26 protein-coding genes are annotated in these 26816 nt (G+C 64.7%); 15 read left to right on the plus strand and 11 right to left on the minus strand.

What is annotated here, in order from left to right:
* The first annotated feature begins 109 nt into the window (after window positions 1–109).
* A complete protein-coding gene (locus EWH12_RS10595) occupies window positions 110–310 on the plus strand; it encodes a hypothetical protein (RefSeq protein ID WP_148648328.1) in 201 nt (66 codons plus the stop codon).
* A 135-nt stretch (window positions 311–445) separates the two neighbouring features.
* Window positions 446–2848, plus strand: coding sequence for a membrane-bound PQQ-dependent dehydrogenase, glucose/quinate/shikimate family (locus tag EWH12_RS10600; protein WP_129926538.1), 2403 nt, complete (start codon window positions 446–448; stop codon window positions 2846–2848).
* Between the two features lie 18 nt (window positions 2849–2866).
* Here the strand turns inward: EWH12_RS10600 and EWH12_RS10605 are convergent, their stop codons facing one another.
* Window positions 2867–3628: an SDR family NAD(P)-dependent oxidoreductase gene (locus EWH12_RS10605; RefSeq protein WP_129926539.1), complete on the minus strand. Its 762-nt coding sequence runs from the start codon at window positions 3626–3628 to the stop codon at window positions 2867–2869.
* Window positions 3629–4013: 385 nt separating this feature from the next.
* Between EWH12_RS10605 and EWH12_RS10610 the strand changes: the two genes are divergently transcribed.
* The 10 genes from EWH12_RS10610 to EWH12_RS10655 all read left to right on the plus strand — a co-directional run bounded on the left by EWH12_RS10610 (window position 4014) and on the right by EWH12_RS10655 (window position 13289).
* Entirely contained in the window at window positions 4014–5171 is a 1158-nt protein-coding gene (locus tag EWH12_RS10610) for an LLM class flavin-dependent oxidoreductase (RefSeq protein WP_129926540.1), read from the plus strand.
* A gap of 75 nt (window positions 5172–5246) precedes the next feature.
* Complete coding sequence (locus EWH12_RS10615; protein ID WP_165363605.1) at window positions 5247–5696, plus strand: nuclear transport factor 2 family protein; 450 nt, start codon at window positions 5247–5249, stop codon at window positions 5694–5696.
* Window positions 5693–6016 carry a hypothetical protein gene (locus tag EWH12_RS10620; protein ID WP_066601394.1) on the plus strand — a complete coding sequence of 108 codons (324 nt, stop codon included), beginning with the start codon at window positions 5693–5695 and terminating at the stop codon, window positions 6014–6016. Before EWH12_RS10615 ends, EWH12_RS10620 begins: the two co-directional genes overlap by 4 nt.
* 30 nt (window positions 6017–6046) lie before the next feature.
* Entirely contained in the window at window positions 6047–6853 is an 807-nt protein-coding gene (gene budC, locus EWH12_RS10625; RefSeq protein ID WP_129926542.1) for a meso-2,3-butanediol dehydrogenase, read from the plus strand.
* Between the two features lie 34 nt (window positions 6854–6887).
* On the plus strand, window positions 6888–9233 hold the full coding sequence (locus EWH12_RS10630; RefSeq protein WP_129926543.1) for a membrane-bound PQQ-dependent dehydrogenase, glucose/quinate/shikimate family: 2346 nt from the start codon (window positions 6888–6890) through the stop codon (window positions 9231–9233).
* Window positions 9230–9718, plus strand: coding sequence for a 2,4'-dihydroxyacetophenone dioxygenase family protein (locus tag EWH12_RS10635; RefSeq protein ID WP_066601389.1), 489 nt, complete (start codon window positions 9230–9232; stop codon window positions 9716–9718). Before EWH12_RS10630 ends, EWH12_RS10635 begins: the two co-directional genes overlap by 4 nt.
* Before the next feature lie 13 nt (window positions 9719–9731).
* A complete protein-coding gene (locus EWH12_RS10640) occupies window positions 9732–10952 on the plus strand; it encodes an NADH:flavin oxidoreductase/NADH oxidase family protein (RefSeq protein WP_066601387.1) in 1221 nt (406 codons plus the stop codon).
* Window positions 10949–11707, plus strand: coding sequence for an SDR family NAD(P)-dependent oxidoreductase (locus EWH12_RS10645; RefSeq protein ID WP_129926544.1), 759 nt, complete (start codon window positions 10949–10951; stop codon window positions 11705–11707). Before EWH12_RS10640 ends, EWH12_RS10645 begins: the two co-directional genes overlap by 4 nt.
* A 20-nt stretch (window positions 11708–11727) precedes the next feature.
* Entirely contained in the window at window positions 11728–12546 is an 819-nt protein-coding gene (locus tag EWH12_RS10650) for an alpha/beta fold hydrolase (RefSeq protein ID WP_165363606.1), read from the plus strand.
* Window positions 12543–13289 (plus strand): SDR family NAD(P)-dependent oxidoreductase, encoded by a 747-nt coding sequence (locus EWH12_RS10655; RefSeq protein ID WP_066601382.1) that lies wholly within the window; start codon window positions 12543–12545, stop codon window positions 13287–13289. Before EWH12_RS10650 ends, EWH12_RS10655 begins: the two co-directional genes overlap by 4 nt.
* 12 nt (window positions 13290–13301) lie before the next feature.
* Here the strand turns inward: EWH12_RS10655 and EWH12_RS10660 are convergent, their stop codons facing one another.
* From EWH12_RS10660 to EWH12_RS10705, 10 genes are all read right to left on the minus strand, one after another.
* Complete coding sequence (locus EWH12_RS10660) at window positions 13302–13820, minus strand: nitroreductase family deazaflavin-dependent oxidoreductase (RefSeq protein WP_165363607.1); 519 nt, start codon at window positions 13818–13820, stop codon at window positions 13302–13304.
* Between the two features lie 64 nt (window positions 13821–13884).
* Window positions 13885–15345, minus strand: coding sequence for a pyruvate carboxylase (locus EWH12_RS10665; RefSeq protein ID WP_129926546.1), 1461 nt, complete (start codon window positions 15343–15345; stop codon window positions 13885–13887).
* 45 nt (window positions 15346–15390) lie between these two features.
* The gene (locus tag EWH12_RS10670; protein ID WP_082679104.1) at window positions 15391–15879 is read right to left on the minus strand and encodes an acetyl-CoA carboxylase biotin carboxyl carrier protein; all 489 of its coding nucleotides are present in this window, start codon (window positions 15877–15879) and stop codon (window positions 15391–15393) included.
* A gap of 32 nt (window positions 15880–15911) precedes the next feature.
* Window positions 15912–17036, minus strand: a complete 1125-nt coding sequence (locus EWH12_RS10675; RefSeq protein ID WP_129926547.1) for an acyl-CoA dehydrogenase family protein — start codon at window positions 17034–17036, stop codon at window positions 15912–15914.
* Between the two features lie 12 nt (window positions 17037–17048).
* A complete protein-coding gene (locus tag EWH12_RS10680; protein WP_066601370.1) occupies window positions 17049–18239 on the minus strand; it encodes an acyl-CoA dehydrogenase in 1191 nt (396 codons plus the stop codon).
* Between the two features lie 4 nt (window positions 18240–18243).
* Window positions 18244–19041, minus strand: coding sequence for an enoyl-CoA hydratase/isomerase family protein (locus EWH12_RS10685; RefSeq protein WP_066601369.1), 798 nt, complete (start codon window positions 19039–19041; stop codon window positions 18244–18246).
* Between the two features lie 9 nt (window positions 19042–19050).
* Window positions 19051–19884 (minus strand): N-acyl homoserine lactonase family protein, encoded by an 834-nt coding sequence (locus tag EWH12_RS10690; RefSeq protein WP_129926548.1) that lies wholly within the window; start codon window positions 19882–19884, stop codon window positions 19051–19053.
* Complete coding sequence (locus EWH12_RS10695; RefSeq protein WP_066601365.1) at window positions 19881–20807, minus strand: OB-fold nucleic acid binding domain-containing protein; 927 nt, start codon at window positions 20805–20807, stop codon at window positions 19881–19883. Before EWH12_RS10695 ends, EWH12_RS10690 begins: the two co-directional genes overlap by 4 nt.
* An 11-nt stretch (window positions 20808–20818) precedes the next feature.
* Window positions 20819–21970, minus strand: a complete 1152-nt coding sequence (locus EWH12_RS10700; RefSeq protein ID WP_129926549.1) for a thiolase C-terminal domain-containing protein — start codon at window positions 21968–21970, stop codon at window positions 20819–20821.
* A 2-nt stretch (window positions 21971–21972) separates the two neighbouring features.
* The gene (locus tag EWH12_RS10705) at window positions 21973–23103 is read right to left on the minus strand and encodes a thiolase C-terminal domain-containing protein (protein WP_129926550.1); all 1131 of its coding nucleotides are present in this window, start codon (window positions 23101–23103) and stop codon (window positions 21973–21975) included.
* A 240-nt stretch (window positions 23104–23343) separates the two neighbouring features.
* Here EWH12_RS10705 and EWH12_RS10710 point away from each other — a divergent pair, with 240 nt between their 5' ends.
* From EWH12_RS10710 to EWH12_RS10720, 3 genes are read left to right on the plus strand one after another with little or no spacing between them, the layout of a single operon-like run.
* On the plus strand, window positions 23344–24408 hold the full coding sequence (locus EWH12_RS10710) for an amidohydrolase family protein (RefSeq protein ID WP_129926551.1): 1065 nt from the start codon (window positions 23344–23346) through the stop codon (window positions 24406–24408).
* Window positions 24401–25927 carry a class I adenylate-forming enzyme family protein gene (locus tag EWH12_RS10715; protein WP_129926552.1) on the plus strand — a complete coding sequence of 509 codons (1527 nt, stop codon included), beginning with the start codon at window positions 24401–24403 and terminating at the stop codon, window positions 25925–25927. The genes EWH12_RS10710 and EWH12_RS10715 overlap by 8 nt, the downstream gene beginning before the upstream one ends.
* A gap of 3 nt (window positions 25928–25930) precedes the next feature.
* Window positions 25931–26803, plus strand: a complete 873-nt coding sequence (locus EWH12_RS10720) for an alpha/beta fold hydrolase (protein ID WP_201785478.1) — start codon at window positions 25931–25933, stop codon at window positions 26801–26803.
* The last annotated feature ends 13 nt before the right edge of the window (window positions 26804–26816 follow it).

Here is a 26816-nt window from a genome sequence, read left to right on the forward strand (position 1 = left end):
GGTCCTACCAATTTAATATTGGTTATATTTCAGTTATTTAAGTCGGCATATCCGGGCGCGGCCGCCGCGTCCCGCAGCTGATGCGACAAATCCGACACATGATCGATGAATGACTCGCTATATGGATCGATTATTCTTGATGATACAGCTTTCCGCGATGACGGAAGACAAAGCCCCTTACCAACAAAAATCTTCCGCAACGCCTCCATTTTCGCAGGAACAACATTCTGCCGGACTTCTGCGTGGAGTCGTCCAAGCCATTCAACCCGCAAGGCTTTTGATCCAGCGCATTCACCCTGCGATCGGATGACGAAACGCTTTTGGGCGCTACCGAACGGCGACCCCCGCTCGCACCAAGAAGCTGCTTCAATCCGAATTATTTTCGGTTATTATCGAGTCGCAAAAACATGTGCGCGAAAATCGACATGATAGGGAGAGGACGACCATGCCCCAGCACTTGCTTGGCCCTGCTGTGGCGAACAGCGATCGAAACGATGGCGTTCGCCTGTCCCGCCTCGCCGTCCGCATCGTCGCGGGCCTGATCGCGCCCATCGCTCTTATATTGACGATCGGCGGCGGCCTGCTCGTCCTTCTGGGCGGCTCGGCCTATTATCTCTTGGCCGGCCTGATGATAGCCGCCGCCGCCATATTCTTGTGGCGCGGCGACCGACGGGGCGCCTGGGTCTATAGCGCGATGCTGGCGGCGACGCTGGTCTGGGCGTGTTGGGAAACAGGCGGCGATCCCTGGGCGCTCGCGCCGCGCATCATCGGCCCGGCGGTCGTCGGTCTGCTGCTGCTATTGCCTGCCGTCCGCAGGGGTTATGGCGCGCCGCCGATCCATAGGGGATGGTTCCTAGGCGGCGGCGTGCTGATGCTCCTGCTGTTCGCCGGCGGCGCCTGGCTGTCACAACCGGTCGCGACCGACCATGCCGCTGCCTGGCCCGCCGCCGCCCCGGCCAGCGAATGGCGACAATGGGGCAATGGTGCAGGGGGCGACCGCTTCGCCGCCGCCACGCAGATTTCCCCTGCCAATGTCGCCCGGCTGCAACCCGCCTGGTCTTTCGAAACCGGCGCGAAGCCGCGTCCCGGCGGCGCAGGCGCGCTCGCGTTCGAGGCGACGCCGGTCAAGGTCGGCAACCGGCTGTTCCTATGTTCGCCGCATAATGTCATCTTCGCGCTCGACGCGACGACAGGGCGTCAACTCTGGCGGTTCGACCCGCAGACGAAGGATATGGGCCATGCCTTCGCCAATTGCCGAGGCGTCGCCTATCATGCCTTCGCTGACGCCGCCGCACCCTGCGGCGAGCGCATATACAGCGCGACGATCGACGCCCGGCTGATCGCGATCGACGCCCGCACCGGCGCGCCTTGTCGCGATTTCGGCCGTGATGGCGAAGTGGCACTGGCCGACGGGATCGGCAATTATGCCTCCGTCCTCTATTATGTGACCTCGACCCCAGTCGTGTCGGGCAATGTCGTGATCACTGGCTCCTATGGGCTGGACGGGCAGAAGATGGACCAGCCGTCCGGCGTCGTGCGGGGCTATGACTTGGCCAGCGGCAAGCCGGTCTGGGCGTTCGACCCGGCCGACCCGGAACGGGGCACGCCCAAGGCCCGCTATGCGCCCGGCACCCCGAATATGTGGAGCGTCGCGAGCAGCGACGAGAAATTGGGCCTAGTCTACCTGCCTTTTGGCGTCGCCACGCCGGATTTCTTCGGCGGACACCGTTCACCCGGCGCGGAGCGCTTCTCCAACGCGATCGTCGCTGTCGACAACCGCACCGGGCGCCCGCGCTGGACGTTCCAGACGGTGCATCACGACCTGTGGGATTATGATGTCGCGGCGCAGCCGGTGCTGACCGACATTCGCGTCGGCAACCGGATGGTTCCTGCGCTGGTCAGCGTCAGCAAGACCGGGCAAAGCTTCATTCTGGACCGTGCGACCGGCCAGCCCCTGTCCCCGGTGGTGGAAAAGCCCGTGCCGCAAGGCGCAGCGCCAGGCGACTGGACCGCGCCGACGCAACCTTTTTCCGTCGCCATGCCCGCCTTTGGCGCGCCGCCGCTGACCGAAGCGACGATGTGGGGCCTCACTCCGATCGACCAGCTATGGTGCCGCATCGCGTTTCGCAAGATGCGCTATGACGGGCCGTTCACGCCGCCGCGGCAGGACTGGTCGATCCAATATCCGGGATCGGCCGGCGGCGTGAACTGGGGCAGCATATCGATCGACCGGCAACGGCGCATCATGATCGTCAACAGTACCAATATGCCCTCGCTCAATCATCTCATCAGCGCGAAGGAGGTGCAGGCGCTGGGGCTGGCGCCGATGGGGACGCCCGGACAAAAGCCGTCGCTGGAGCGATTTCGCCTGGGCGTGCCGCAGACGGGCGCGCCCTATGGCGCGCAGAACCATATGTTCCTCTCGCCGCTTGGGGTGCCGTGCATCCAGCCGCCCTTCGGGACATTGAGCGCAGTCGATCTGGACAGTCGAAAATTATTGTGGAGCCAGCCGATTGGCATGGCCGACAGCATGGGACCAATGGGCATACCCTCGCGCCTGCCCTTCACCATCGGGCTGCCGACGCTGGGCGGATCAATCACGACGGCCAGCGGCTTGACCTTCATCGCATCGACACCAGACCATCGGCTGCGCGCGGTAGAGACGGCGACCGGGCGGCTGTTGTGGCAGACCCGCCTGCCCGCCAGCGCCAACGCGACTCCGATGACCTATGTGGGGGATGACGGGCGGCAATATCTGGTGATCGCGGCGGGTGGCAGCGCCGCATTGGCGAGCAACGAACGCAATGTGCTGGTCGCATATGCCCTGCCGCAGGTCAGCCGACGCTGACCCGCGACAGCGCGGCATTTAACGGGCGAGCAGGCCGCCATCCACGGGCAGGCTGATCCCGTTGACGAAGGGGCAAAGGTCTGACAGCAGCCAGCGCGCCGCCTGCGCCACATCGTCGGGCTGGCCGAAGCGACCGACGGAATGGCGCACCAGCAGCGGTTCGAGCGCGGCGGCGAACCCCGCATCGTTGAACAGCCGTTCTTCCGTCATCGGCGTGAGGATCAGGCCCGGCAATACCGCGTTGACGCGCACCTGCGTTTCCCCAAATTCGCACGACGCCGCGCGGGTCAGGCCGGTCACGCCCGCTTTGGACGTGGCATATTCGGCCATGTTGGGTGATGCCGCCACCGCCGCACCGGACGCGGTGTTGACGATGGCGCCGCCGCCAGTCCGCCGCATCTGCGCGATTTCATGCTTCATGCACAGGAATACGCCGTTCAGGTTGATGTCGATCACGCGGCGCCATTCGGCATAGTTAAGGTCCGGCACGATCTTGCTGGCGAATTCGATGCCGGCATTGTTGAACGCGCCGTCCAGCCCGCCAAAGTGCGCCACCGTCGCCGCGACCATGGCGGCGACCGATTCGTCGTCGGCGACGTCGCACGCGACAAAAGCCGCTTCCCCGCCATCGGCGCAGATCGCTTCGGCAGCCGCAGCCCCCGCATCGGCGCTGCGGTCGGCGATCATGACCCGCGCGCCATCCTGGGCAAACAGGTTCGCTGCGGCCCGGCCGATGCCGGAAGCTCCGCCGGTCACGATGATGATCTTGTCCTTGAGCATGTCAGTCCTCTCCTCAACTTCTAAGCCAGACGCCAGAAAAACTGTCATTTTTATCGGAAATTTTCTGGATTTTTCCGTTATGCTGTCCGGATATAGAGATTTCCCGCCAATCTCGTCAATATTTTCCGATAATATGTCGGATTGACAATAGACAGATTGATCGGCAGAAACGGCCATAGGCACGAAGCATCCGACATATCGGAGCGGGGAGAGGAAAGCCGCATATGCCGTCAGATAACAAGCCCCTCCGCCGCGCATGTCCTGCGTCCCTTCGTCACGCCTGCCCCGCATGGCCATGCCGACCCGGAACGCCGTAATTCCCTGATAGCCAGAAGCCGGGGCGGCATGTCGATCAGCCCCGCCGCCCATATCGCCGGAGAGAGAGATGAAATTTTTTGAAGACAGGATGCGGTTCGGGATTTTCATGGGACCATATCACCGGCCCACGCTCAATCCGCTCGTGGCCTTCCAGCAGGATATGCAGACCGTCATCAACCTGGACGAACTGGGGTTCGACGAAGCGTGGATCGGCGAGCATCATTCGGGCGGGATCGAGACGATCGGCAGCCCCGAACTGTTCATAGCCGCGGCGGCGGAACGCACCAAGCGCATCAAGCTGGGCACCGGCGCGATCACCCTGCCCTATCACAACCCTTTATGGGTCGCCGACCGGATCGTGCAGCTCGACTATCAGACGCGCGGCCGGATGATGTTCGGCGTCGCGCCGGGCCAGTTGGTGCAGGACGCGCAGATGATGGGCCTGCACCCCTCGCAGAACCGCCAGCGGTTGCAGGAAGCGCTGGAAGTCATCATCCCGCTGTTCAAGGGCGAACGGGTGACGCGCAAGACCGACTGGTTCGACTTGCAGGATGCGCGGCTCCAGATGCTGCCCTACTCCAATTTCGACATGGCGACGGTCAGCGTCCTGTCCCCATCCGGCCCGCTGCTCGCCGGGCGGCACGGCATGGGGATGTTGTCGGTCGCGGCGACCGACCCGGACGGGATCGAAAAGCTGCTGGGCCATTGGGAGATCATGGAGCAGGAGGCCGCAAGCCACGGCCAGCCAAAGCCGTCGCGCAAGGATTGGCGCCTGATGGGACCGATGCACCTGGCCGAAACCATGGAGCAGGCCAAGGAAGATGTCCGTTACGGCCTGTCGCTGCTGGAAGATTATCGCGCGCATATCAATCCCGCGCCCGACATCGACTGGTGGGACATCGACAAAATCGTCGACATGCTGAACGAAAGCGGCGCAGCCGTCATCGGCACGCCTGAAATGGCGCGGGCGCAGATCAATCGCCTGATCGAAAAGTCCGGCGGTTTCGGCACCTATCTGCTGATGGGGGTCGATTGGGCGCGCTATCCCGCGACGGTGCGCAGCCATCAACTGTTCGCCGAGGAAGTGATGCCCTATTTCAACGGGCTGGGCGATCCGCTGCGCAAGAGTTTCGAGGAGGTCATGGCGACCGGCTATGCCGGGGCGCAACTGACCGCCGAAGCGCAGGCGTCCATGATCCAGAAATATAAACGCGGATCGGTCTGAAGACGCGCGTTATCGCGACCGACAGCAGAATGCTGGCCGCACGATCGGCCCGGCGCGCAAGAGAGGATGAGCGACATGCCGATAGCCTATAGCGACGACGAAACCATGGTGCTGGAGTTTCTGGACCATTGGGAAGGCTGCAATATCGACGTCCTGCTCGGCTATTTCGCGGAAGGCGCCAGCTATATCGACATGCCCCTGCCGCCGCGCCACGGAAAGGACCAGATCCGCATTTATCTGGATACCGTATTTTCCGCCTTTTCGGTACGGATCGAAACGCTCAACATCGCTTCGCGCGACTCTGTCATCTTCACCGAACGGGTGGATTATCTGCAATCCAATGCCGACCCGTCCGTCGTCGTGCCGCTGCCGGTCACCGGCGTCATGGAAGTGCGCGATGGCAAGATCGTGGCCTGGCGCGACTATCTGGACCTGCGCACGGCGGAGGAAGGGTTGGGCATCGCCATACGCCCCGCCGATGCGGCGATGACAGGCATTGCCCGCACGCAGGAACAGGCGGCATGACCGCCGGAACGCTGGCGCTGTTCATCGCCGCCACCCTCTTCCAACTTGCCGGCGCGTCGATCCTGCCAGCAACCCGTGGAATGACCGCGCCGCTGCCCAGCTTCGCCGTGTTCGCCTGCTATGCGATCGGTCTGGTCTGCATGGCGCGACTGGTCGTGTCGGGGGTGAACCTGAGCCTGCTGATCCCGATCATCACGCTCGCGATCATCATCGGATCGGTTGTCGTTGGCATTACCGTCTATGGCGACAGCCCGTCGTCGATGAAGCTCGTCTGGCTTGCCGGGGCGGTGGTCTGCATGGGCCTGTCCTTCACCGCCTGAGCCACAGCCGCAACGACAAGGGAGAGGCATATGACACGGATATTTGACGGCAAGGTCGCGTTGGTGACCGGCGGCGCTTCGGGCATCGGCGCGGCGTTCGCGCGCACCATCGTGCGCGATGGCGGCCGGATCGCGATCGCCGATCTCAACGAGGATATGGGGCAGGCGCTGGTCGCCGAACTGGGCGCCGACAAGGCCAGCTTCACCCGCACCGACGTATCGCGGCAGGAGGATGTCATCGCTTTTGTCGACGGGGCGGCGGTGCAATTCGGGCGGATCGACATATTGTTCAACAATGCCGGCATCGGCGGCATGGGCACGACGCTGGACCTGGACGCAGAGACTTTCCGCCGGGTGATAGAGGTCGATCTCTTTTCGGTATTCTACGGATGCAAGGCCGCGTTACCGCACATGTTGCGCAACGGATCGGGGGCGATCGTCAACAATGCCTCCATCGCCGGGATGCTGGGCGATTTCGGCATGACCGCCTACAACACGGCCAAGGGCGGCGTGGTCAACTACACCCGCGCGCTGGCGATGGACATGGCCAAGTCGGGCATCCGCGTGAACGCCGTCTGCCCCGGTTGCGTCGACACGCCGCTATTTGCGGGGCTGAAGGCCGCCCAAAGCGTGTTTGATAATTTCATTCGCGCGGTGCCCATGGCGCGGATCGGCCAGGCCGAGGAAATAGCCGAGGTCGTCGCCTTCCTGGCGTCGGACAAGGCGTCCTATATGACCGGCGCGGTGGTCCCGGTCGATGGCGGCATCACCGCCACGTCCGGCTTCCCCGATCTCGCGCCGTTCATGGAGATATTGCAAAAAGGCTTCAACGCATGAGGGCGGCGGCCATTTCGGAGCGATCGCCCAGGTCATGATCCGGCTGACCCGCCTTGTCGCCGCGCTGTTGCTGCTCGTCGGGCTGGCCGTCGCCGTGGGCGGGGCTTATCTGATCTGGCTGGGCGGATCGCCCTATTATCTGCCGGGCGGTATCGTTGTGGCCTTGAGCGGCTGGTGGCTGTGGCGCGGCGACCGCCGGGCGGGATGGCTTTATGCGCTGTTCCTGACGATCACGATCGTCTGGGCGCTGTGCGAAGTCGGTTTCGATGGCTGGCAACTGACCGCGCGGATCGTCGGCCCGGCGCTGTTCGGCGTTCCTTTCCTGCTGCCCTACATCCGCCGCCGGATCGGCAAGGGCGCGGTGGCGGCAGGGCTGGCGGGCATGGCGGGCTTGCTGCTGATCCTTGGCTGCGCGCTCCGGTCGCCGATGGAGATTGCGGCGATCCCCGGCCGAACCGCCACCCAGATCACCATCCCCGGCGATCCGGGACTATGGCCCGTATGGGGCCGCGACGAAGCGGGCACCCGTTTTTCACCGCTAACGCAAATCACGCCGACAAATGTCGAGAAGCTCCAACTGGCCTGGACCTTCGACACTGGTCACGACCCCATGAACGCACCCGTCCCAAGCCCGCTGCAATCCACGCCGCTGATGGTGGACGGCAAGCTGTTGCTGTGCACCCAGACCAATATCGTCTTCGCGCTCGATCCCGAAAACGGCAAGCCGCTCTGGCGTTTCGATCCGAAGGTCGATCCCAAGGGCGGATCGGCGGTGCGCACCTGTCGCGGCGTCGCCTATCATGACAATGGTGCGGCAGCCTCCACAGCCTGCCCGCGCCGCGTCATCACCGCGACCTATGGCGCGCAACTGATCGCGCTGGACAGCGCCAGCGGACGCCCCTGCCCCGGCTTTGGCAAGAGCGGTTTCGTCGATCTGAACGCCGGGATGGGCCGCACCGCGCCCGGCCTCTATTATATCAGTTCCGCGCCGGTGATCGTTGGCGACGTGATCGTGCTGGGCGGATGGGTTGCCGACAATGTCAGCACGGACGAACCGTCGGGCGTGATACGCGGGTTCGACGTCACGACCGGCGCGTTGCGCTGGGCGTGGGATATGGGCAATCCGAACAATGCGCACGGCCCGGCGCCGGGCGAAGCCTATACCCGATCCACACCGAACAGCTGGGCGCCGATGAGCGCTGACACGAAGCTCGGCCTGGTATTCGTTCCCACAGGCAATGCGACGCCGGATCATTTCGGCGCCTATCGCTCCCCCCAGTCGGAGAAATATGGCAGCTCCGTCGTCGCCCTGGATGCCGCGACCGGCGCGGTGCGCTGGTCGTTCCAGACGGCGCATCACGACCTGTGGGACTATGACGTCGCGTCGCAGCCGACCCTGATCGACTTGCCCGCTTCCGGCGGCACAATCCCTGCGCTGGTCCAGCCGACCAAGCGCGGCGAATTGTTCCTGCTCGATCGCCGCACCGGCAAACCCTTGGCCCAAGTCCGCGAACAAGCCGCGCCGCAGGCAGGCAAGGCGCCCGAAGAACGGCTTTCTCCCACCCAGCCCTTTTCCATTGGGATGCCGTCATTGGCGGGCGGGCGGATCACGGAACGCGATATGTGGGGCATTACCCCGATCGACCAATTGTGGTGCCGCATCCAGTTCCGCAAGCTGCGCTATGACGGTCCGAACACGCCGCCGGGACTCACCGAATCCCTGCTCTACCCCAGCCTGGGCGGGGGCATGAACTGGAGCGGGGTGTCCTATGATCCCGAACGACGGCTGCTGATGGTCAACAGCATCTCTTATCCCACGCTGATGCAGCTGGTCCCGCGCGCTGCCGCAGGCGGCGGCAAAGGGCCGGGGGCGAGCCATAACGCCACCGATTTCGCCGCGCCGCTGCCCATGGCGGGCACTCCCTATGGCGCGCGGCTGCGCGGCTTCACCAGCCCGCTCGGCACGCTCTGCCTCGCGCCGCCCTATGGCCGTATGACCGCGATCGACATGACGACGCGCAAAATCGCCTGGCAGCGCCCCGTCGGCACCGTGCGCGACAGCGGCCCGTTGGGGCTGAAGGTCGGCCTGCCGATCCGCATGGGGATGCCCGGTTTCGGCGGCACGCTGGTCACGCGCAGCGGCCTCACCTTCTTCGGGGGCGTGAAGGAACGCGCCTTCCGGGCCTTTGCGACGGATACGGGCAAGATGCTTTGGTCGGTGCGGATGCCCGCCAGCGGCAACGCCAATCCCATGACCTATTTGGGGCCGCGCAGCGGACGGCAGTTCGTGGTCATCGCCGCCACCGGCCATGTCACGTCGCAATCCTTTCCGCTGGGCCGCACCTTCCACGCCTATGCACTGCCACAGGAGGGCAAATGACGCATGACCATGCCGCCGGATCGTTCCGGCACAGCGAATTGCTGCTGGAAACCAGCAGCCATGACGAACGCGAATGGGTGCCTGCCGCGATGGAGGGCGTATGGATGCGCCCGCTGATGTTCGACACCGTGTCGGGCGCCTGGGTGAATGTCACCCGCATCCGTAGCGAAGGCAAGATCAGCCGCCACGCCCATGCCTGCCCGGTCCAGGCCTATGTGCTGTCGGGCCAGTGGCGCTATCGCGAGCGCGACTGGATCGCCACCGCCGGCCAGTATCTGCTGGAGCCGGCGGGCGACACTCACACGCTGATCGGCCTGCCCGGCGGATCGGAAACATTATTCTGGATCGCAGGATCGCTGATCGAACTGGATGATGACGACCGGCCCGTCGGCCAGTCCAACGTCTTCACCCGTATCGAACAGAGCGCCGCCCATTTCGAGAAAGTCGGCCTGGGCCGCGACTATGTCCGTCGCTATATCCGCTAGGGGACAATCCGTAATGACCGCCCTGACCGATCCGTTGACGCTGCCGTGCGGCGCGACGCTCAAGAACCGCATCGTCAAAGGCGCGATGACCGAAGGCATCGCCACGCCCGACAATCGCGCGACCGCCGATCATGCTGCGCTTTATGGCCGTTGGGCGCGGGGCGGCGCGGGGCTGTTGCTGACCGGCAATGTCCAGATAGATCGCCGCTTCGTTGAGCGACCGGGCAATGTCGCGATCGACGGGAATGGCGGACTGGAGCAACTCGCCGCCTACGCCGCCGCGGGGCGCGAAAATGATGCACATATCTGGATGCAGATCAATCATCCGGGCCGTCAGGCGGGCGCGTCACCCGAAATCTTCGTCGCGCCTTCGGCCATGCCGCTGGTCGGCGGCGCGGGCATGTGTCGCGCGCTCACCGCTGCGGAAATTCACGACATTCTGCGCCGGTTCGTCCATGTCGCCGTTACCGCGCGCGACGCCGGTTTTACCGGCGTACAGGTCCATGCGGCGCATGGCTATCTGCTGTCCCAGTTCCTCAGCCCCCTGACCAACAAGCGCGACGACGACTGGGGCGGCAGCCTGGAAAATCGGGCGCGATTGCTGCTGGACGTGGTCGGAGCCATCCGTTCGGCCACAGGCGCGGATTTTCCGATTTCCGTCAAGCTCAACAGCGCCGATTTCCAGAAAGGTGGCCTGACCGAGGAGGAATCGATCCAGGTCGTCCACTGGCTCTGCGCGGCGGGCATCGACCTGCTGGAAATTTCCGGCGGCAGCTATGAATCGCAGGTCATGGTGGGCCGCGAACAGGATGGCACGCTGTTAAAAAAGGCCTCCACCGTTGCGCGCGAGGCCTATTTCCTGGATTTTGCGGCACGGCTGCGCCCGCATGTTTCCGTCCCGCTCGCGGTTACGGGCGGCTTTCGCAGCCGCGCCGCCATGGCGCAGGCGCTGGAAGCGGGCGCGCTCGACGCCGTCGGCATCGCCCGCCCGCTCTGCCTGGACGCAGGGTTGATCGACGCGCTGCTCGATCGGCGGATCGACCGACTGCCATCGCCCGACGACCAACCGGGGACGCAGGCGCAGGCGACCATCGCCTATTATTTCAACCAGATTCGCCATCTGGCGGCTGGAGAACCGATTGAAATGGACATAGACTGGCAGGCGCAACTGGATCAGCACAGCGCCTATGACGCGGCGCTGACCCGGCGCTATCTGGCGAGCTTTGCCGCATGAGCGCCCGCCCCTTGATCGACATGGACGGACGCCATGTCGCGATTGTCGGCGCGGCGGGTGAACTGGGCGCGGCCATGACGGCGCTGTTGCTGGACCTTGGCGCGCATGTGCTGGCGATCGACCGGGATGCAGCCGCGCTGGACGCCATGGCCGGTCCGTCGCGGCTGCGTGCCATCGTCGCCGATGTCGTGGACGAAGCGGCGATGGCGCGCGCCTTTGACGGACTGGACGCCCCGCTCGACGGGTTGGTCAACGGCGCGGGGATCGAAAATGCGGCGACCCTGCTAGACGCGCTCGACACCACGCTGTTTCGCCGGGTGATGGACGTCAATGTGACCGGCATGTTCCTGGGCATGAAATATGGCGTGCCCAGGATGCGCAGGCCCGGCGGATCGATCGTCAACATCGCCAGCACTGCGGGGGTCAAGGGCGCGGCGGGCATGAGCGCCTATGTCGCGAGCAAACATGCGGTCATCGGCCTGACCCGCTGCGCGGCGATTGATTATGGCCCGGTGGGTCTGCGCGTCAATGCGCTGTGCCCCGGCCCACTGGAAGGCCGGATGATCGACGCGATCATGGGCAGCCGCCCCGGCGAACCGTCCGACCGCGCGAAGGCGCGCATGGCGGCGATCCCCAGCCGTCGCTTCGGCGCGATGGCGGAGGTGGCGCAGGCGGCGGCCTATCTGCTGTCGGATGCGTCGGCCTATGTCAACGGAGCCTGCCACATGGTCGATGGCGGCATATCGGCAATATGATGCGAACGGGAGGAAGCGACTTGCAAAGTATATCCCTGCCCACCGGCGCGACGATCGCGCTGGACGATAGCGGCGGCGACGGGGGCACGGCGATACTGTTCAGCCATGGCTATATGATGAACCGGTCGATGTTCGCCCCGCAGATCGCCCATTTCGCCGACCGCTGGCGCTGTATCGCGTGGGACGCGCGGGCGCATGGCGATACGGTCTGGGAAGGGCCGTTCGATTATTGGGATTCGGCGCGCGACATGCTGGCGATGATGGACGCGCTGGGCCTCGAAAAAGTGATCCATATCGGCATGAGCCAGGGCGGGCTGGTCGGTATGCGCGCGGCGCTGCTCGCGCCAGAGCGTTTTCATGGCCTCGTCCAGCTTTCGACCCAGGCGGGCGAAGCGCCCAAGAGCGACGATAACAGTTTCGCGCGCCACATCAGCGACTGGATCGCCAACGGCCCTGACCCGGAAAAGCTGGGGTTTTTGAGCAGCTTCATCCTGGGACCAGGTGTCGACCACCGCCACTGGCACGACGCCTGGGCGCGCGTGACGAAGGCGCAGGTGCGCGACGCTACCGGCGCGCTTGGCTCGATCGACCCGCTGTTCAACAGGCTCCACGAAGTCACGATGCCGGTGGCGGTCATCCATGGCCTTGCCGACGTCGCCACCTCGCACGAACTGGGGCTGTTGACGGCGCAGGGCGTTCCCGATCCGCGTGTGGTGACATTGGTGCCGGGCGGTCCCCATGCCGTGAACATCAGCAATCCGCGCCGGGTGAACCGGGCGATCGAGGACTTCATCCTCGAACTGGCAAGCGAAGATCCAACGATAAGGCAAAAGACATGACCGCAATCGACCTGACGAACAAGATAGCCCTGGTCACGGGCGGCGCATCGGGCATCGGCAAGGCCTGTGTCGAAGCGCTGCTGGCCGCCGGCGCCAAGGTGGTCATCGCTGACCTGAACGGCGATGCGGCGCGGGCGCTGGCCGCCACACTCGGCCCCAATGCGGCGGGCACGGCGGCGGACACGACCGACGAGGCGTCCTGCTTCGCCATGGTGGCCTTTGCGAAAGCGCAGTTCGGCGCACTCCACATCGCGATCAACAATGCCGGCGTCACCAGCACCCACACGCCGATCAGCGAACTGTCCTTTGCCGAATGGCGGCGGGTGGCGGCGGTGAACATGGATGGCGTGTTCCTGAGCCTGAAAGCCGAAATTCCGGCGATGCGCGATGCGGGCGGCGGTGCGGTCGTCAACATCGGGTCGGTCATGTCCGCCGTGGCGGCGCCGGGCGCATCGGCCTATACGACCTGCAAGCACGCCATCGTCGGCCTGACCAAGGCGGCCGCACTGGAGGGCGCGCCGATGGGTATTCGCGTCAATGCGGTTGGGCCGGGCTATGTCGAAACGCCGCTGCTCCAGCAAGCCACGCGCGAGAAGATGGGAGAGATTGCCGCCCTGCACGCGCTGGGCCGCATCGCCCAGCCAGAGGAAATCGCCGCTGCCGTCTGCTTTCTGGTGTCCCCGCTCGCCAGCTTCATGACCGGCGCCTATCATCCGGTCGATGGGGGTTATCTGGCGCGATGAAGCGCCAGAAACTCACAAAATGACGCCTGCCGCAACATCAAGGGCGATGATCGGTATTTCCCGTCGGCAACGCTGCTGATACTCGATCTGGGCAGGTTGTTCGCGCGTGATATGATCCCAATAGGCGCCACGGCCCTCGCCCGTAATCACGCGGGCGTGGGCGGTTGCGCCGTTTCCGCCGACTTGCACGCGACACTGGGGATTGGCCATCAGGTTGAGATACCAGCTTGGCGGCTCTTCGGTCCCGCCGCGTGATGCGACGATCAATATGTCGCCGTTGAACCGATAATATTGCAACGCCGTGCTGAGCCAATTCCCGCTTTTGCGCCCCATATGATGCAGCAAGAGACAGGATACCGGACCTCCCGGCGTCCCAATGACGATGGGATCCCAATAATGCGCGGCGACCGGATCGGACAAATAGAGTTGCCGATGCTTTTCCAGTTCCTCTTTCACGAGATCGGGCAGTGCCTTCAACTCGTCCTTGGACAGGTTCCTGTCGCGAATGTCATCCATTTTTTCGGAGGTCATTTCCTGCTCCTTACCGAACATGCCAAGGGGATTGAAAAGGCGCGTCAGCGACGTCTGTGCCGCATCAGCCGTCCCTCCGCAGGCTGAGGGTCAGCCCCGCAGACTTCAGTTCCACCACCGGCATGGTGGCGACCTGCATCAGCTTGCGCATCTGTTCCAACTCCGGCGACGACAGCAACGGATAGTCGCGGCGCACCGGTCCTGCTGCGCGCATCTTGTCGATGTCCGCCTGCGGCACGGTCGCGCGCAGGATCAGTTCATCCTCGTCCTGCGTGCCATATTGTTTCATCAATTCGGCCAGGTCGGGATCTGGCGGGGGATTGTCGAGCACTTCCTTCGCCCGTGCGCTGCCCATGATCCGGTCCAGCACATTGGCGTCGATCGGCGCGACTGTGTCGCCATAGAAGCCGGCGGCATATTGCACGACTTCGTCCGGCACCGTGCCATAACGCTGGCCGGTGACGATATTGAGCACTGCCTGGATGCCGACCAGTTGGCTGAACGGCGTCGCCATGCCGGGATAGCCCAGTTCCCGGCGCACCGCCGCGACCTCCGCCAGCACATCGCCGATCCGGTCGGTCATATTGTGCATGGCCAGTTGCGCCTTGAACGTGCCCATCATCCCGCCGGGGATCTGATGCTCGATCGAGAAAATATCATATTCGGCATATTGGTCGACCAGGAAGCCCGCCGCCTTGCCGACGGCGCGGAAATGATCGGCAACTGGCTGAAACAGGCTGGTGTCCAGATTATGCGTATGGCCCTTCAACTCGATATTGCGCACCATCGTCTCGGTCGCGGGCACGGACGGGCCGTTCGCCATCGGCTTGCTGGCGGTGTGGAGGACGGACACGCCCAGGTCCACCGCATCCAGATAGGCCTTGGCGGTCTGGCCCAGCAGATTGTTGGCGTGGAATTCGATCGGCTTGCCATTGGCTGCCGCGACGATGCCAGGCATCAGGGTCTGGAGCCGCTCCTTCTCCAGCACGCCGGCCGTGTCGTACAGCAGGATGCTGTCCACATCCGGGCTGGCCGCCAGCACACGCACCTTTTCCGCATAATAGGCATCGGTATGAACAGGCGAGAGCGCGAACATGATGGCGGCCGCCACCCAGGCGTCGCTTTCCTTGGCGACCTTGGCCAGGCGCAGCATGTTGTCGAAGCCGAACAACACGTCGTATATCCAGAAGGACCGCACGCCATGCGCACAGAGGCGGCGGACCCACAGGTCCATCAATGCGCGCGGGCTGACGCTGAACGTGACGTTGGCGTTGGCGCGCAGGCCCGCGCGCAGCGGCGTATTGGGCATGGAGGCGACCAGCAGGTCCAGCCCTTCCCAGTAATTTTCCTGACAATAGCGCGTCAGCACGTCGAGCATCCCGCCGCCGGTCAGGTCGATGGTCCTGAACCCGGTCCTGTCGATCAGCGACGACACCGGCAGCGCCATGCCCGCGCGCATCCGCAAACCCCACAGGCTTTGCTGTCCGTCGCGCATCGTTTCGTCGAGAAATTCGATATGAGCCATTTGCCTATACTCTCCCGCGGCCACAAGGCGCTTTTTTCTGAAGGTTCAATCGCACGCGATGTAGAAGAGCGGCTGTCCACCCTCGACCAGATCGGCGTCGGCGACCGCGACGTGCCGAACCGTCCCGGCGATGCCTGCCTTCACCGACGTAAAGAGCTTCATCACCTCGATCAGGCACAGTTCGCTGTGCGCCTCGACCCGCTGCCCGACCTCCACGAAGGGCGGCGATCCGGGCTTGGGCGCGCGATAGAAAGTCCCCAGATTGGGCGCCTTTACCGCTGTCCATGCCGGATCGATCGGGCCTGCGCTGGCTTGCGCGCCAGGCGCATCTGTCATGATCTGCGATTGTGCGCCGGCAAGCGGCGGGGCGGCGACGGGCACGCTCGCCGGTTGCGCGCCATCCAGCGACGGCGCTGCCCTGTCCTGCGACAGCAGCAGGCTGATCGCGTCGCTTTCGACCCGCAATTCGGTCCATCCACCGGCCTTGAACAGGTCGGCCAATATCTCAATGTCACGCAGCAATTGTTCGCTCATCGGGTCGGCACCATTTGATGAAAGGTCCATCGTCAGGCCGCACGCGCATCCGCAACGACGGCACGCGCGGCCAGCGTTTGCGCCATGATGCGCTCATAATGCCAGACATGGTTGCCAAAGCCATGCTCCATCACCTTGGCCCGGCGCAGGAAGCGGTGCAGCCCCAATTCCCATGTGAAACCCATGCCGCCATGGATCTGCACCGTTTCGTTGCAGACGTCGCGCGCGATTTCCCCGCAATAGGCCTTGGCCATGGATGCGGCGCGGCTGCGATCGGGATCATTTTCCGCTGCGGTCCAGAAAGCGTAATAGGCCGCCGAGCGCCCCGCCTCTACCGCAACGGCCATGTCGGCGCAGCGATGCTTGATCGACTGGAACGCGCCGATCGGCTGGCCGAACTGCACCCGCGTCTTCGCATAGTCGACCGATGCGTCCAGCATCCGCGCGGCGATGCCCATCGCCATGCCGGCATAGACGATCGCGGCGGCGTCCATCAGTCGGGATATGACATCGCCCGACCCAGCATGGCCGATCAACGCCCCGTCCATTACCGCCGCGCCGTTCAGCGTCACTTCGCACAGGCCGCTGGACGGATCAATGTCAGCATGATGGCGGATGGCCACTCCCCGCGCATCGCGCGAAAGCATGACCAGCCCGACACGGTCATCGACGCGCGCCACGACCAGGATCATGTCGGCAATGTCGGCGTCCGGCACCAATATCTTGACACCGGTCACGCCATTGCCGCCCATCATGGTGCGCACCTGCGCCGGGTCGTACCCCTGCCCGTCCTCCATCACGGCCAGCGCGATCCGCACGTCTCCGGTCGCGATGCGCGGCAAGAGCGTTTCGCGCTGCGCCGCCGTGCCTTCGCGCGCGATGATGTCGGTCGCGATCAGCGTGGACGCCGCGATCGGTGGCGCAAGCCCCGCGCCCAGCGCCTCGATCGCCAACGCAACATCGACCAGCGTCAGCCCTACGCCGCCCTGCGCTTCGGGCACCAGCAGCGCGAACAGGCCAAGGTCGGCAAGCGCCCGCCAGACCGCCGGATCGCGCGCCTGCGCCGGGTCAGGCCCGGTCAGCGCGGGGAAGTCAGCAAGCAGCGCGGCGACGGTTTCGCCCAGGCTCTTCTGTTCTTCGTTGAAGCCAAAATTCATGGCGCCGTCCCCCTAACGCGGCAGGCCGAGCATACGCTCGCCGATGATGTTACGCTGGATTTCCGAGGAGCCGGAATAGATGGTGAAGGCTTTGGACTGGAGATAGCTCAGCTGGAACCGCCCGCCGCCCGCGCTCAGCGGATCGGGCGCGGCGATGGGGGCCGTCGGTCCCAATATGTCCATCGCGGCCTCATACATATTCTGCGCCGCATGGCTCCAATAGAGTTTGATGACGGAGGCGTCCGGCCCGCGATCATCGCCGTTCAGATATTTGCTGAATGTCCGCACCGCATTCAGGCGCATGACTTCGACCTGTGTCACCGCACGCGCCAGTTTCTGCCGCACGATCGGATCGTCGATCAGCATGGCGTCGCCCCGTGGCGTCGCGGCGACCGTGCCGATCAGCTTGTCCAGTTCCTGGCTGAACCGAATTTGACGCCCCAGCGCATCTTCCGGGCCGCGTTCATAGGCCAGCGTCGTCATCGCGATGCGCCACCCGTCGTTGATGTCGCCAACAATATTGGCGACCGGCACTTCGACATCGTCGAAAAAGGTTTCGTTGAATTCGCATTCGCCCGAAATCTGGCGCAAGGGGCGGATCGAGACGCCAGGGCTTTTCATGTCGATCAGCAGGAAGCTCAGCCCCTTATGCTTGGGCGCGTCGGGGTCCGTGCGCACCAGCGCGAAGCACCATTGCGAATATTGCGCAAAGCTGGTCCAGATTTTCTGGCCGTTGACGATGAACCTGTCGCCCCGTCGCTCGGCCCGCGTGCGCACCGACGCCAGGTCGGACCCGGCATTGGGTTCCGAAAAACCCTGGCACCATACATCGTCCGACGACAGGATGCGGGGCAGGAAATATTGCTTCTGCGCTTCGGTGCCGTGCCGCAGGATGGTGGACCCGGCAAGATTATGGCCGATGATGTTCAGCCCTTCGGGCGCGCCTACCCGCGCCATCTCCTCGGCAAAGATCGCGCGCTCGACCAGCGTGGCGCCGCGCCCGCCATATTCCACTGGCCAGTTGATCCCGCTCCACCCGCCCGCATGGAGCTTTTTCTCCCAGGCGAGGCGGAACATCGCCCGTTCGTCCTCATCCTCCGGTTCGAACACCGTCTCGCCCCAGCCCGACGGCAGCGCATCGGCCAGCCAGGCGCGCAGGTCTGCGCGGAACCCCTCTTCCTGCGGGCTATAGCTGAAATCCATGATTCTAGCCCCTCAAGGCGGCCGCGGCGAAATCGGGCGCGCGCTTTTCACGGAACGCCTGCACGCCTTCCTCATATTCCGGCGTCAGATAGGCGACTGTCTGGGCATAGCTTTCATATTCCAGCATCTGATCGAGCGTGGCGTTGCTGGCCTTGTTCAGCAGCGTCTTGGTCATGCCGATCGCAGTCGGCGATCCGGCGGTGATCTTGGCCGCGATGGCGCGGGCGCGCTCCAGCAGTTCGTCATGCGGCACCACATGATTGACGATGCCCAGCGCCGCCGCTTCCTGCGCCGACACCTTGCGGGCGGTATAGCAAAGCTCCTTGGCCTTGTTGATGCCGATCACCCGGCCCAGCAGGTAGAGCCCGCCCAGGTCCGGGACCAGCCCAACGCGGGCGAAGGCCTGGATGAAGCTCGCATTCTCGCTCGCCACGATGAAGTCGCAGGCGAGCGCGATGTTGAACCCCGCCCCGGCCGCCGCACCGTTGACCGCCGCGATCACCGGCTTTTCGATGCGGAACAGCGGCTCCAATATATCCTTCAATATCCAGCGATGCCGGGTCCGCCGTTGCAGCGGCGTCATGTCGTCCTTGCGCGCCTTGAGGTCCGCGCCGGCGCAGAAACCGCGCCCCGCGCCGGTCAGGATGATGCAGCCAACGTCCCGGTCGGCCGCGACCTTGCCCAGCAAATCCTGCAATTCCTGATAGAGTTCGTCGGTCGTCGCATTCATCGCGTCGGGCCGGTTCAGCGTGATCGTCGCGATCCGGTCGCTGACGTCGTAGAGCAGATTATTATAGACCATGGGGCATCCTCATGCGGAAGCGGCCGGCTCAGGCGGTTCATGCGCCAGGTCGCCGTCGGTGGAATCGGGGATCGCGAACCATTGTTCGGGAATGTTGCGCGGAATACGGAAATCATGGGCGGGAATGACGATGTCGCTATTGTCCTGCACGCGGCGCATCGCTCGCTGCCAGTCGCGCTCGCTCTCGCTGCGGATGTTGCCGGTCAGATAGGCGCCGGTCAGCGACCGTTGCGGATGGCTGGTGGCGCGGGCGTCGGCGGGGAACCAGTAGCGATAATGGTCGCCAAGGTCCGATACGATCGCCGCCCTGCCCTTCGCCGTATCGACGATGACGACCTGCATCCCTTCGGTATGGCTGGGCAGGGACAGCAGGCGGATGCCGGGAAACAACTGATGGTCGCCGTCCAGCAGCATCAATTGCGCCGGGCGTTTGCGCGCCATCAGATTGTCGAGCGTCGATTTCCAATAGAATATCCGCTGCGATGGCACCGGATCGACCGCCGCCAGCAACTCGGCCCGCTGCACGACGACGCAAGCATCGGGGAACAGGTCGAGATTGTCGGCATGATCGAAATGCATATGGGTCAGGACGACATGGCTGATGTCGGTCGGCGTCAGCCCCTCCGCCGCGAGCGCCGCGATCAGCGCCGGATGACCGCCGCCTGTGCCCTGCACTCGCAACCGCTTGTGGATGGTCGGGATGTCCGCCATCCCGCTATCCACCAGGATAGTGCGGCCCTCCCCCCGGACCAGCCAGCAATGCACCGGATCGCGCATAACCGATCCGCCATGCGGCAGATACAGCTCGCCCAGCCGGAGGGAAGTGATGCGATAGTGGCTCACTCCTCGATAACCTCGAAGCGTTCGATGTCGGACACGCGGCCCTTGCGCTCGCCCTGCGTCCACACGGCGCGGACACGGGTGCCCGGCTTGATCTTCTCCTTGGCCTCTTCCAGGCTGTCGATCTCGATCACATGGATCATGCGGGTCGATGCGCCGTCCAGCACGATCTCCGCATAGACATAGGGCACCTTGCGGGTCTGGCCATAGACTTCCATGTTGATGATGGAACAGCCGCGGATTGTCCCGGTGTCCTCACACGCCTTCCAGGTGCCGGTGCGACTGTGCGCGACATCGTCAATCTCGCGCGGGGGCAGCAAAGCGACGTCGCTGCCGGGCGATCGCACGCCCATGAAGCGGCCATTCTCCCGGATTTCATCGAACATGCGGCCATAATAGGGACCATAGGCATGTTCATAGTCCAGCTTCATAGCATAGGGGATGACGCCCAGCGGCTCTTCCATCGTCTCCAGCGGCTTGACCGTACCGAGCGGGGCGTCGGGTGCGGGTTTGAAACCCTTGACGGCCAGGATCGACTGTTCGACGCTGTCGTCCCATGCCGCCTCGACCCGCTGGCCGATCGACAGGTCGTCCAGTTCGGCGAGGATGCGGTGCGGGAAATCATTGTCGCAGCCATCGAGCCGGATGAAGCCGATCACCTGGCCATCGACGCGGGTAAAGGCGGTCAGCACGCCTGTATGGGGCGCTTCGACAAAGGCTTCGGGTTCTTCGCCGCCGGTGGAGGAGAAATCCTGCGCGGGTGCGACGACCTGCCCCGACGCGAAGCGCGACGCCACGATCCTGCGGTTCTTGACCTCCGCCAGGAAAGTGCCCGCCGCGCGGCCTGGCGTCAGCGTATAGGGCAGGTTGATCTCGCTGTGGAAAGTCGGCAGGTCGATCGGATAACTGTCCGGTGCGGAAAACATCGTGTCTCTCCTTATGCGCTCAGAACGGCGCAACCGCGCAGATTGGCCCAACCGCCGCCCGATTGGACAAGCGCGGTCTTGGCGTCCTTGATCTGGTGGCTTTCATTCTTGCCCATGACCTGCGTCGCCGCCTCGATCAGGCGGATCACGCCGACCGCGCCGATGGGGTTCGCGCCCATGCAGCCGCCCGACGGATTCACGGGTATGTCGCCGTCCAGTTGCGTCGCGCCGGACGCCATCAGCTCGGCCGCCTGTCCGGGCGGGCAAAGCCCCAGGCTCTCATAATAATTGAGTTCGAAGCAGCTATATGGCTCCTGCACCTCGACCACGTCGAATTGGCGGCGCGGATTGGTGATGCCGGCGGCGCGATAGACCTGGCGGCTGGCGATCGCCAACGGCTCCGACAGCATCAGCGACCGTTCGGGCGCATTATCCGCTTCGCAACAATAGGCCATGCCCCTGATCCAGGCCGGGCGGCTGGTCGAATGATGCGCCATCTTTTCCGACGACAGCACGATCGCAGCGGCGCCATCCGAAATGGGCGGCACGTCGAGCAGTTTGATCGGCCAGCAGAGCGGCTTGGAATTGAGGACGTCCTCGACCGACACCTCCTTCTTCACATGCGCATAGGGGTTGGCGATCGCATTTTTGCGGTTTTTGGCCGCGACCATGGCGGCGGCTTCCTCCGTATGGCCCAGCACATCCATGCGGGCGCGCCAGTAGGCGGCGGAAAAGCCCATGATGCCGACTGCGAACTCCCGGCCCCAGAAGGGATCGTAGAGGGTGGAGATCGAATATTGCAGTTGCCCTTCGGACAGCTTGTCATAGGCGACCACCAAAGTGCGTTCGGAGAAGCCGCCCGCAACCTGATAATAGCCGGCCAGCGCCCCGGCGAAGCCCGCACCGCCGCCGCTGGTCAGGCGGACCACCGACTTGCCCTGCGCGCCGATCGCATCGACCACCCATTTTTCCGGCTGATTGACCGCGGCGAACAGCACCGGACCGGTGGCGACGACGACGGTGTCGATATCCTCCATGCTCAGCTTGGCGTCCGCGAGCGCGCGGTCCACCGCCTCGCGGACGAGGCCCGCCTGGCTGACATCGGTCCGGCGGCGTGCATGATGGGTCTGCCCGACCCCGACAATTCCAACGTGACGGCCCATAATCAAACCTCGAGAGTGAAGACGCAGTTGTTCTGCATAGCGACGCCACCAGCGCCGTGGACGATCGCGCGGCGGGGGGCGCCGCCGCCGAACAGTTCCGGCTGGCTCAATTGCCGGCTGGCTTCCGCCAGTCGGACGAGGCCGGTCGCCATGATCGGATCGGCCGGCAAAGCGCCGCCCGACCGGTTGATCGCGACCTTGCCGTCGCGCGCTGCCGACAGGCCCTTGCCCGCTTCCGCCAGGCCCAGCGCCTCGATCGCCAGCAATTCGCCGATCACCGACGATCCGCTGATTTCGGCAATGTCCGCATCCGCCGACGCCCAGCCGGCATTGCGGTAGGCCATGGCGGCGGCCGTGGCGGCGGCCGTGGCGGCGGACGACAGTCGGCCGGCCTCGCGCGCAGCGAGGCTGTGCGTGTCCATCGACGTGCCCATACCAGTGATGAAGGCGGGATTGCGGCTGACCCGCCGGGCAATATCTTCCCGCGCGATCAGCACGGCGACCGCGCCGTCTACGGGTCGGGCGAACATCAGTTCGGTGAGCGGGGCGGCGCCTTCCTCGGCGGCGAGCACCGCATCTGCGTCAGGCAGGTCGTCGATCGCCACCTTGCCCGACGTTGCGGCAGCGGCCCAGCGTTCGGCGACAAGGTCAGCCAGATCGCGGCGCGAAAGCCCGCTTTCTGCCAGATAACGCTGCGCCAATATGCCGTTGGCGGCGCGCTGGCCGAAGCCGACGGGACGCTGGTAGAACGGCTCCACCTGCGCGTTCCAATAGAGGTCGACATTGGATTCCGACGGCTTGCTATAGGCCACGATCAGACCGACCGAGGACGAGCCGGAGCGGATTTTGTTAACGCCGTAGAGCGCCGCCCAAAGACCGTCTTCCTCGACGCGCGCTTCTTCCTTGTGGTGCGCGCCGAGCGCGCCGAGAAAACCGCAGTTGGAAATGGACCGGCCATCGAGCACGTCGCTGCCGGAATCGATGATGAAGTCCACATCATCGATCGTCAGGCCTGAACCCTTGAATACCGACGTGACCACCGAAGAGATCAGATCGATATGCTGGGCATTGTTCCAGGCAGGTCGAAATTCTGTCTGGGCGGTCGCCACGACCCCCACCTTGCTTAGCGCCATCAGTGCATTCCTCATCCCAGCACCATTCCCATGCTTGAAGCGGTGAACGGCGTTGTAGCCCTGGTTATGCCGCCCTCCATGCCCTAGTCAAGATAATTCGACGATTAGTCGGATTTTAATGATGGGAATGAAAATGGCCTATTCCCCGGCGAAATTGGCGATTATGATGATGGAATAAGGAGATTGCTTTTTACTTTTATCCGAAACATTATCGGGCAAAGCAAAATGGAGAGGTAGGATATGGGTTTGGACGTAACGGGCCGCTATCGCTATCCGGCGCCGAATCCGGCGTGGCTGGCCCACGCCCGCGAAGAGGCCATCGATCCCGACCTGCCGATCATCGACCCGCATCATCATCTGTGGGTGGAAGCGGGCATCCCCTATTTGCTCGACCAATTGCTGGCCGATCTGGGCGAAGGCCACCGGATCGATGCGACCGTCTTCGTCCAGGCCCATTATGCCTATCGCGCAGGCGGGCCGCGCCATCTGGCGCCGGTGGGCGAGACCGAAGCGGTCGCCGCCATCGCTGCGGAGGCGGCGCGACGCGGCGCGGCCACCGCGGTCGCCGCGGGCATCGTCGCCCATGCCGACCTGATGCTGGGCGATGCGGTGGAGGAGGTGCTGGCCGCCCATATGGACGCCGCCGACGGCCGACTGCGCGGCATCCGCCATTCGGTGTCCCGCGACGAACTCTTCCCCGACGGCATCGTGCTGCGCCCCTCTCCCGCAGGGATGCTGGCCGACCCGGCCTACCGCGCCGGACTCGCGCGGGTGCAGGCGGCGGGCCTCGTCTATGACGCGATGCTCTATCACCGGCAGATCCCCGAACTGATAGCGCTGGCGCGGGCCATGCCCGACCTGACCATCATCCTCGACCATATCGGCTGCATCATCGGCGTCGGCCCCTATGAAGGACGCGCGGACGAGAATTTCCAGCGCTGGTCGCAGGACATGGCCGATCTTGCCCGCTGCCCCAATGTTCGCGTCAAGATCGGCGGCTTCGGCATGATCATCTGCGGGGCGCGCTGGCATGAACGCGACGCGCCGCCATCTTCGATCGAACTGGCCGACGCATGGCGCCCCTATGTCGACCGCTGCATCGCCCTGTTCGGCGCGGACCGCTGCATGTTCGAAAGCAATTTCCCCGTCGACAAGGCGATGTATTCCTACGCCACGCTCTGGAACGCCTTCAAGCGGCTGGCCGCCGGCGCCAGCGCCACGGAAAAGCACGCCCTGTTCGCCGGCACGGCGACCGCCGGCTATGGCCTGTCGCTGCCCGCTCTGGCCGATGCGCACAATGGCTAATCGCGCCACCCGCCTCTTTCGCCTCGCGGCCGAGTCGCCCGACCGGACGGCACTGGTGTTCGAGGGCGCGACGCACAGCTTCGCCAGGCTGGCGCAAGGTGTGCAGGCGATGGCCGGCGGCCTTGCCGCGCTGGGTATTGGCCATGGCGACCATGTCGGGCTACTGCTGCGCGCCTCGCCCGACTTCATTCTGGCTCAACAGGCGCTATTCGCGCTCGGCGCGGTGGTGACTCCCATCAACATCCTCTATCGCGCGGGCGAGGTGCGCCACGCCGTAACTTGCTGCGCGCTCGGCCATATCGTCACCACCCGCGACCTCGCCGATGCGCTGGACGCCGACATGGATTGCCCGCTGATCCTGCTGGACGCGCCGGGGGACCACGCGAACCGCCGGTCGCTACCGCGCGCGATCGAGCAGGCCACACCCCTTCCTGCGCCCGTTCCGCTCCAGCCGGAGGAGATGGCCATGCTCCTTCTCACCAGCGCCACCACGGGCAAGGCGAAAGGCGTCATGCTGTCCGCCGCCAATCTCGCCGCCAATTATGACAGCACGCCGGGCTGGCTGGGCCTGGACGGAGACAGCGTCATCCTGTGCGCCTTGCCGCTCTACAACACGTTCGGCCTTAACCAGTGCATCAACGCAATGCTGGTGACCGGCTGCACGCTGGTCCTGCACGCGCGCTTCGACGCGACCGCCTGCATCGACGCCATCGCGGCGCACCGCTGCACCTTCCTGCCCGCCGTGCCGACGATGCTGCAGAAAATCCTCGATCATCCCTCCGCCAACCGTGATTCGCTCGGTTCGCTCCGCACGATCATGACTGGCGGCGCGCCGGTGCCGTCCGCCCTGCTGCAACGGCTGCTGGCAGTCGCGCCGGACGCTCGACTGCTCACCGGCTATGGCCTCACCGAAGCGACCGCGCTCGTCACCCTGACTGAGGTCCGGCTCGGCGCCGACGGCGCGATGGAGCGGGAACGCACCATCGGCCGCGTGCTGGACGGCATGGATCTGGTCATCATGGACGATGGCGGCGCCCCTTGCCCAACCGGCGTCAACGGCGAAATCGTCGTGCGCGGGCCGAACCTGATGGCGGGCTATTATCGGGCGCCGATCGACAGCGCGATGGCGCTGCGCGACGGATGGCTGCGAACCGGCGACATCGGCCATCTCGACGCGGACGGCTACGCCTTTATCGTGGATCGCAAGAAGGACGTCATCATTCGCGGCGGCCAGAATATCTACCCCGCCGACATAGAGGAGATACTCTATCAGGTGCCCGGCGTCGCGGAAGCGGCGGTGATCGCGCGCGAGGACGCGATGCTGGGCGAAGTCCCGGTCGCCTTTGTCGCGTTTCAGCCCGGCCGCCACCCGACGCCCGATCAAATGCTCGCCCATTGCCGCACCCACCTGGCCGCCTACAAGGTGCCCGTCACGGTCACCGTTCTGGACGAACTGCCCAAGGGGCCGACGGGCAAGATACTGCGCCGCGCGCTGCGACCCCAGCCGGTCGCGGGCTGACCCATGATCGCGCCCCGTTCCGCCTTCGTCGATATCCGCGGATCGCGCCGCCATGTCCTGACATGGGGCGATCCGGCGGCGGCTCCGGTGCTCATGGTGCATGGCCTGCTGGACCACGCATATAATTGGGACTGGATCGCCAGCGCCTTGACCGACCGCCATCATGTCGTCGCCATCGACCTGCGCGGCCATGGCGACAGCGACTGGACCGGGCGCGGCTCCTACGCCCTGTCCAACCATGTGATCGACCTGGCCGACTGCGTCCATGCGCTTGGCCTCGATCGTCTCCATCTCGTCGGCCATTCGATGGGCGGCCACATCGCCCTGCGCTTCGCGGCCACCTTCCCCGAACACGTACGATCGCTCTGCAGCATCGAGGGCGTCGAATTGCCGATCATCCGCGATCAGGCGAAAGCGCCCAAACCCTACCCCGTCCGCCTGCGCGAATGGATCGATGGCCAGCGCCGCGACCGGCGACGCACGCCCCGCATCTATGCCGATGTCGCAGAGGCGGCGGCGCGCATGGCGGCGCATAATCCGGGTGTGGACGCAGAAACCATCGCCCATCTCGCCCGACATGGCGTCACCCGGACCGTCGAAGGCGGCTGGCGCTGGAAATATGACGACGCCTGCCGCAATCGCGCGCCCGAAGACGCCCATGGCGTCGATCTGGACGAGATATTGGCGGCCATCGCCTGCCCCACCTTGCTGGCCTATGGCGGGGACAGTTGGATTCCCGAACCCTCGGCCGACCGGCTCGCCCGCATCGCCGATCACCGGCTGATCCGCTTCCCCGGCGCCAGTCACTGGCTGCACCATCAATCGCGCGCCGCCTTCCTGACCGCGCTCACCGATTTCTTCGAAACCATCCGCTGAAAAGAGAATGTCC

This window comes from Sphingobium cupriresistens (assembly GCF_004152865.1).
GTDB lineage: Bacteria > Pseudomonadota > Alphaproteobacteria > Sphingomonadales > Sphingomonadaceae > Sphingobium > Sphingobium cupriresistens.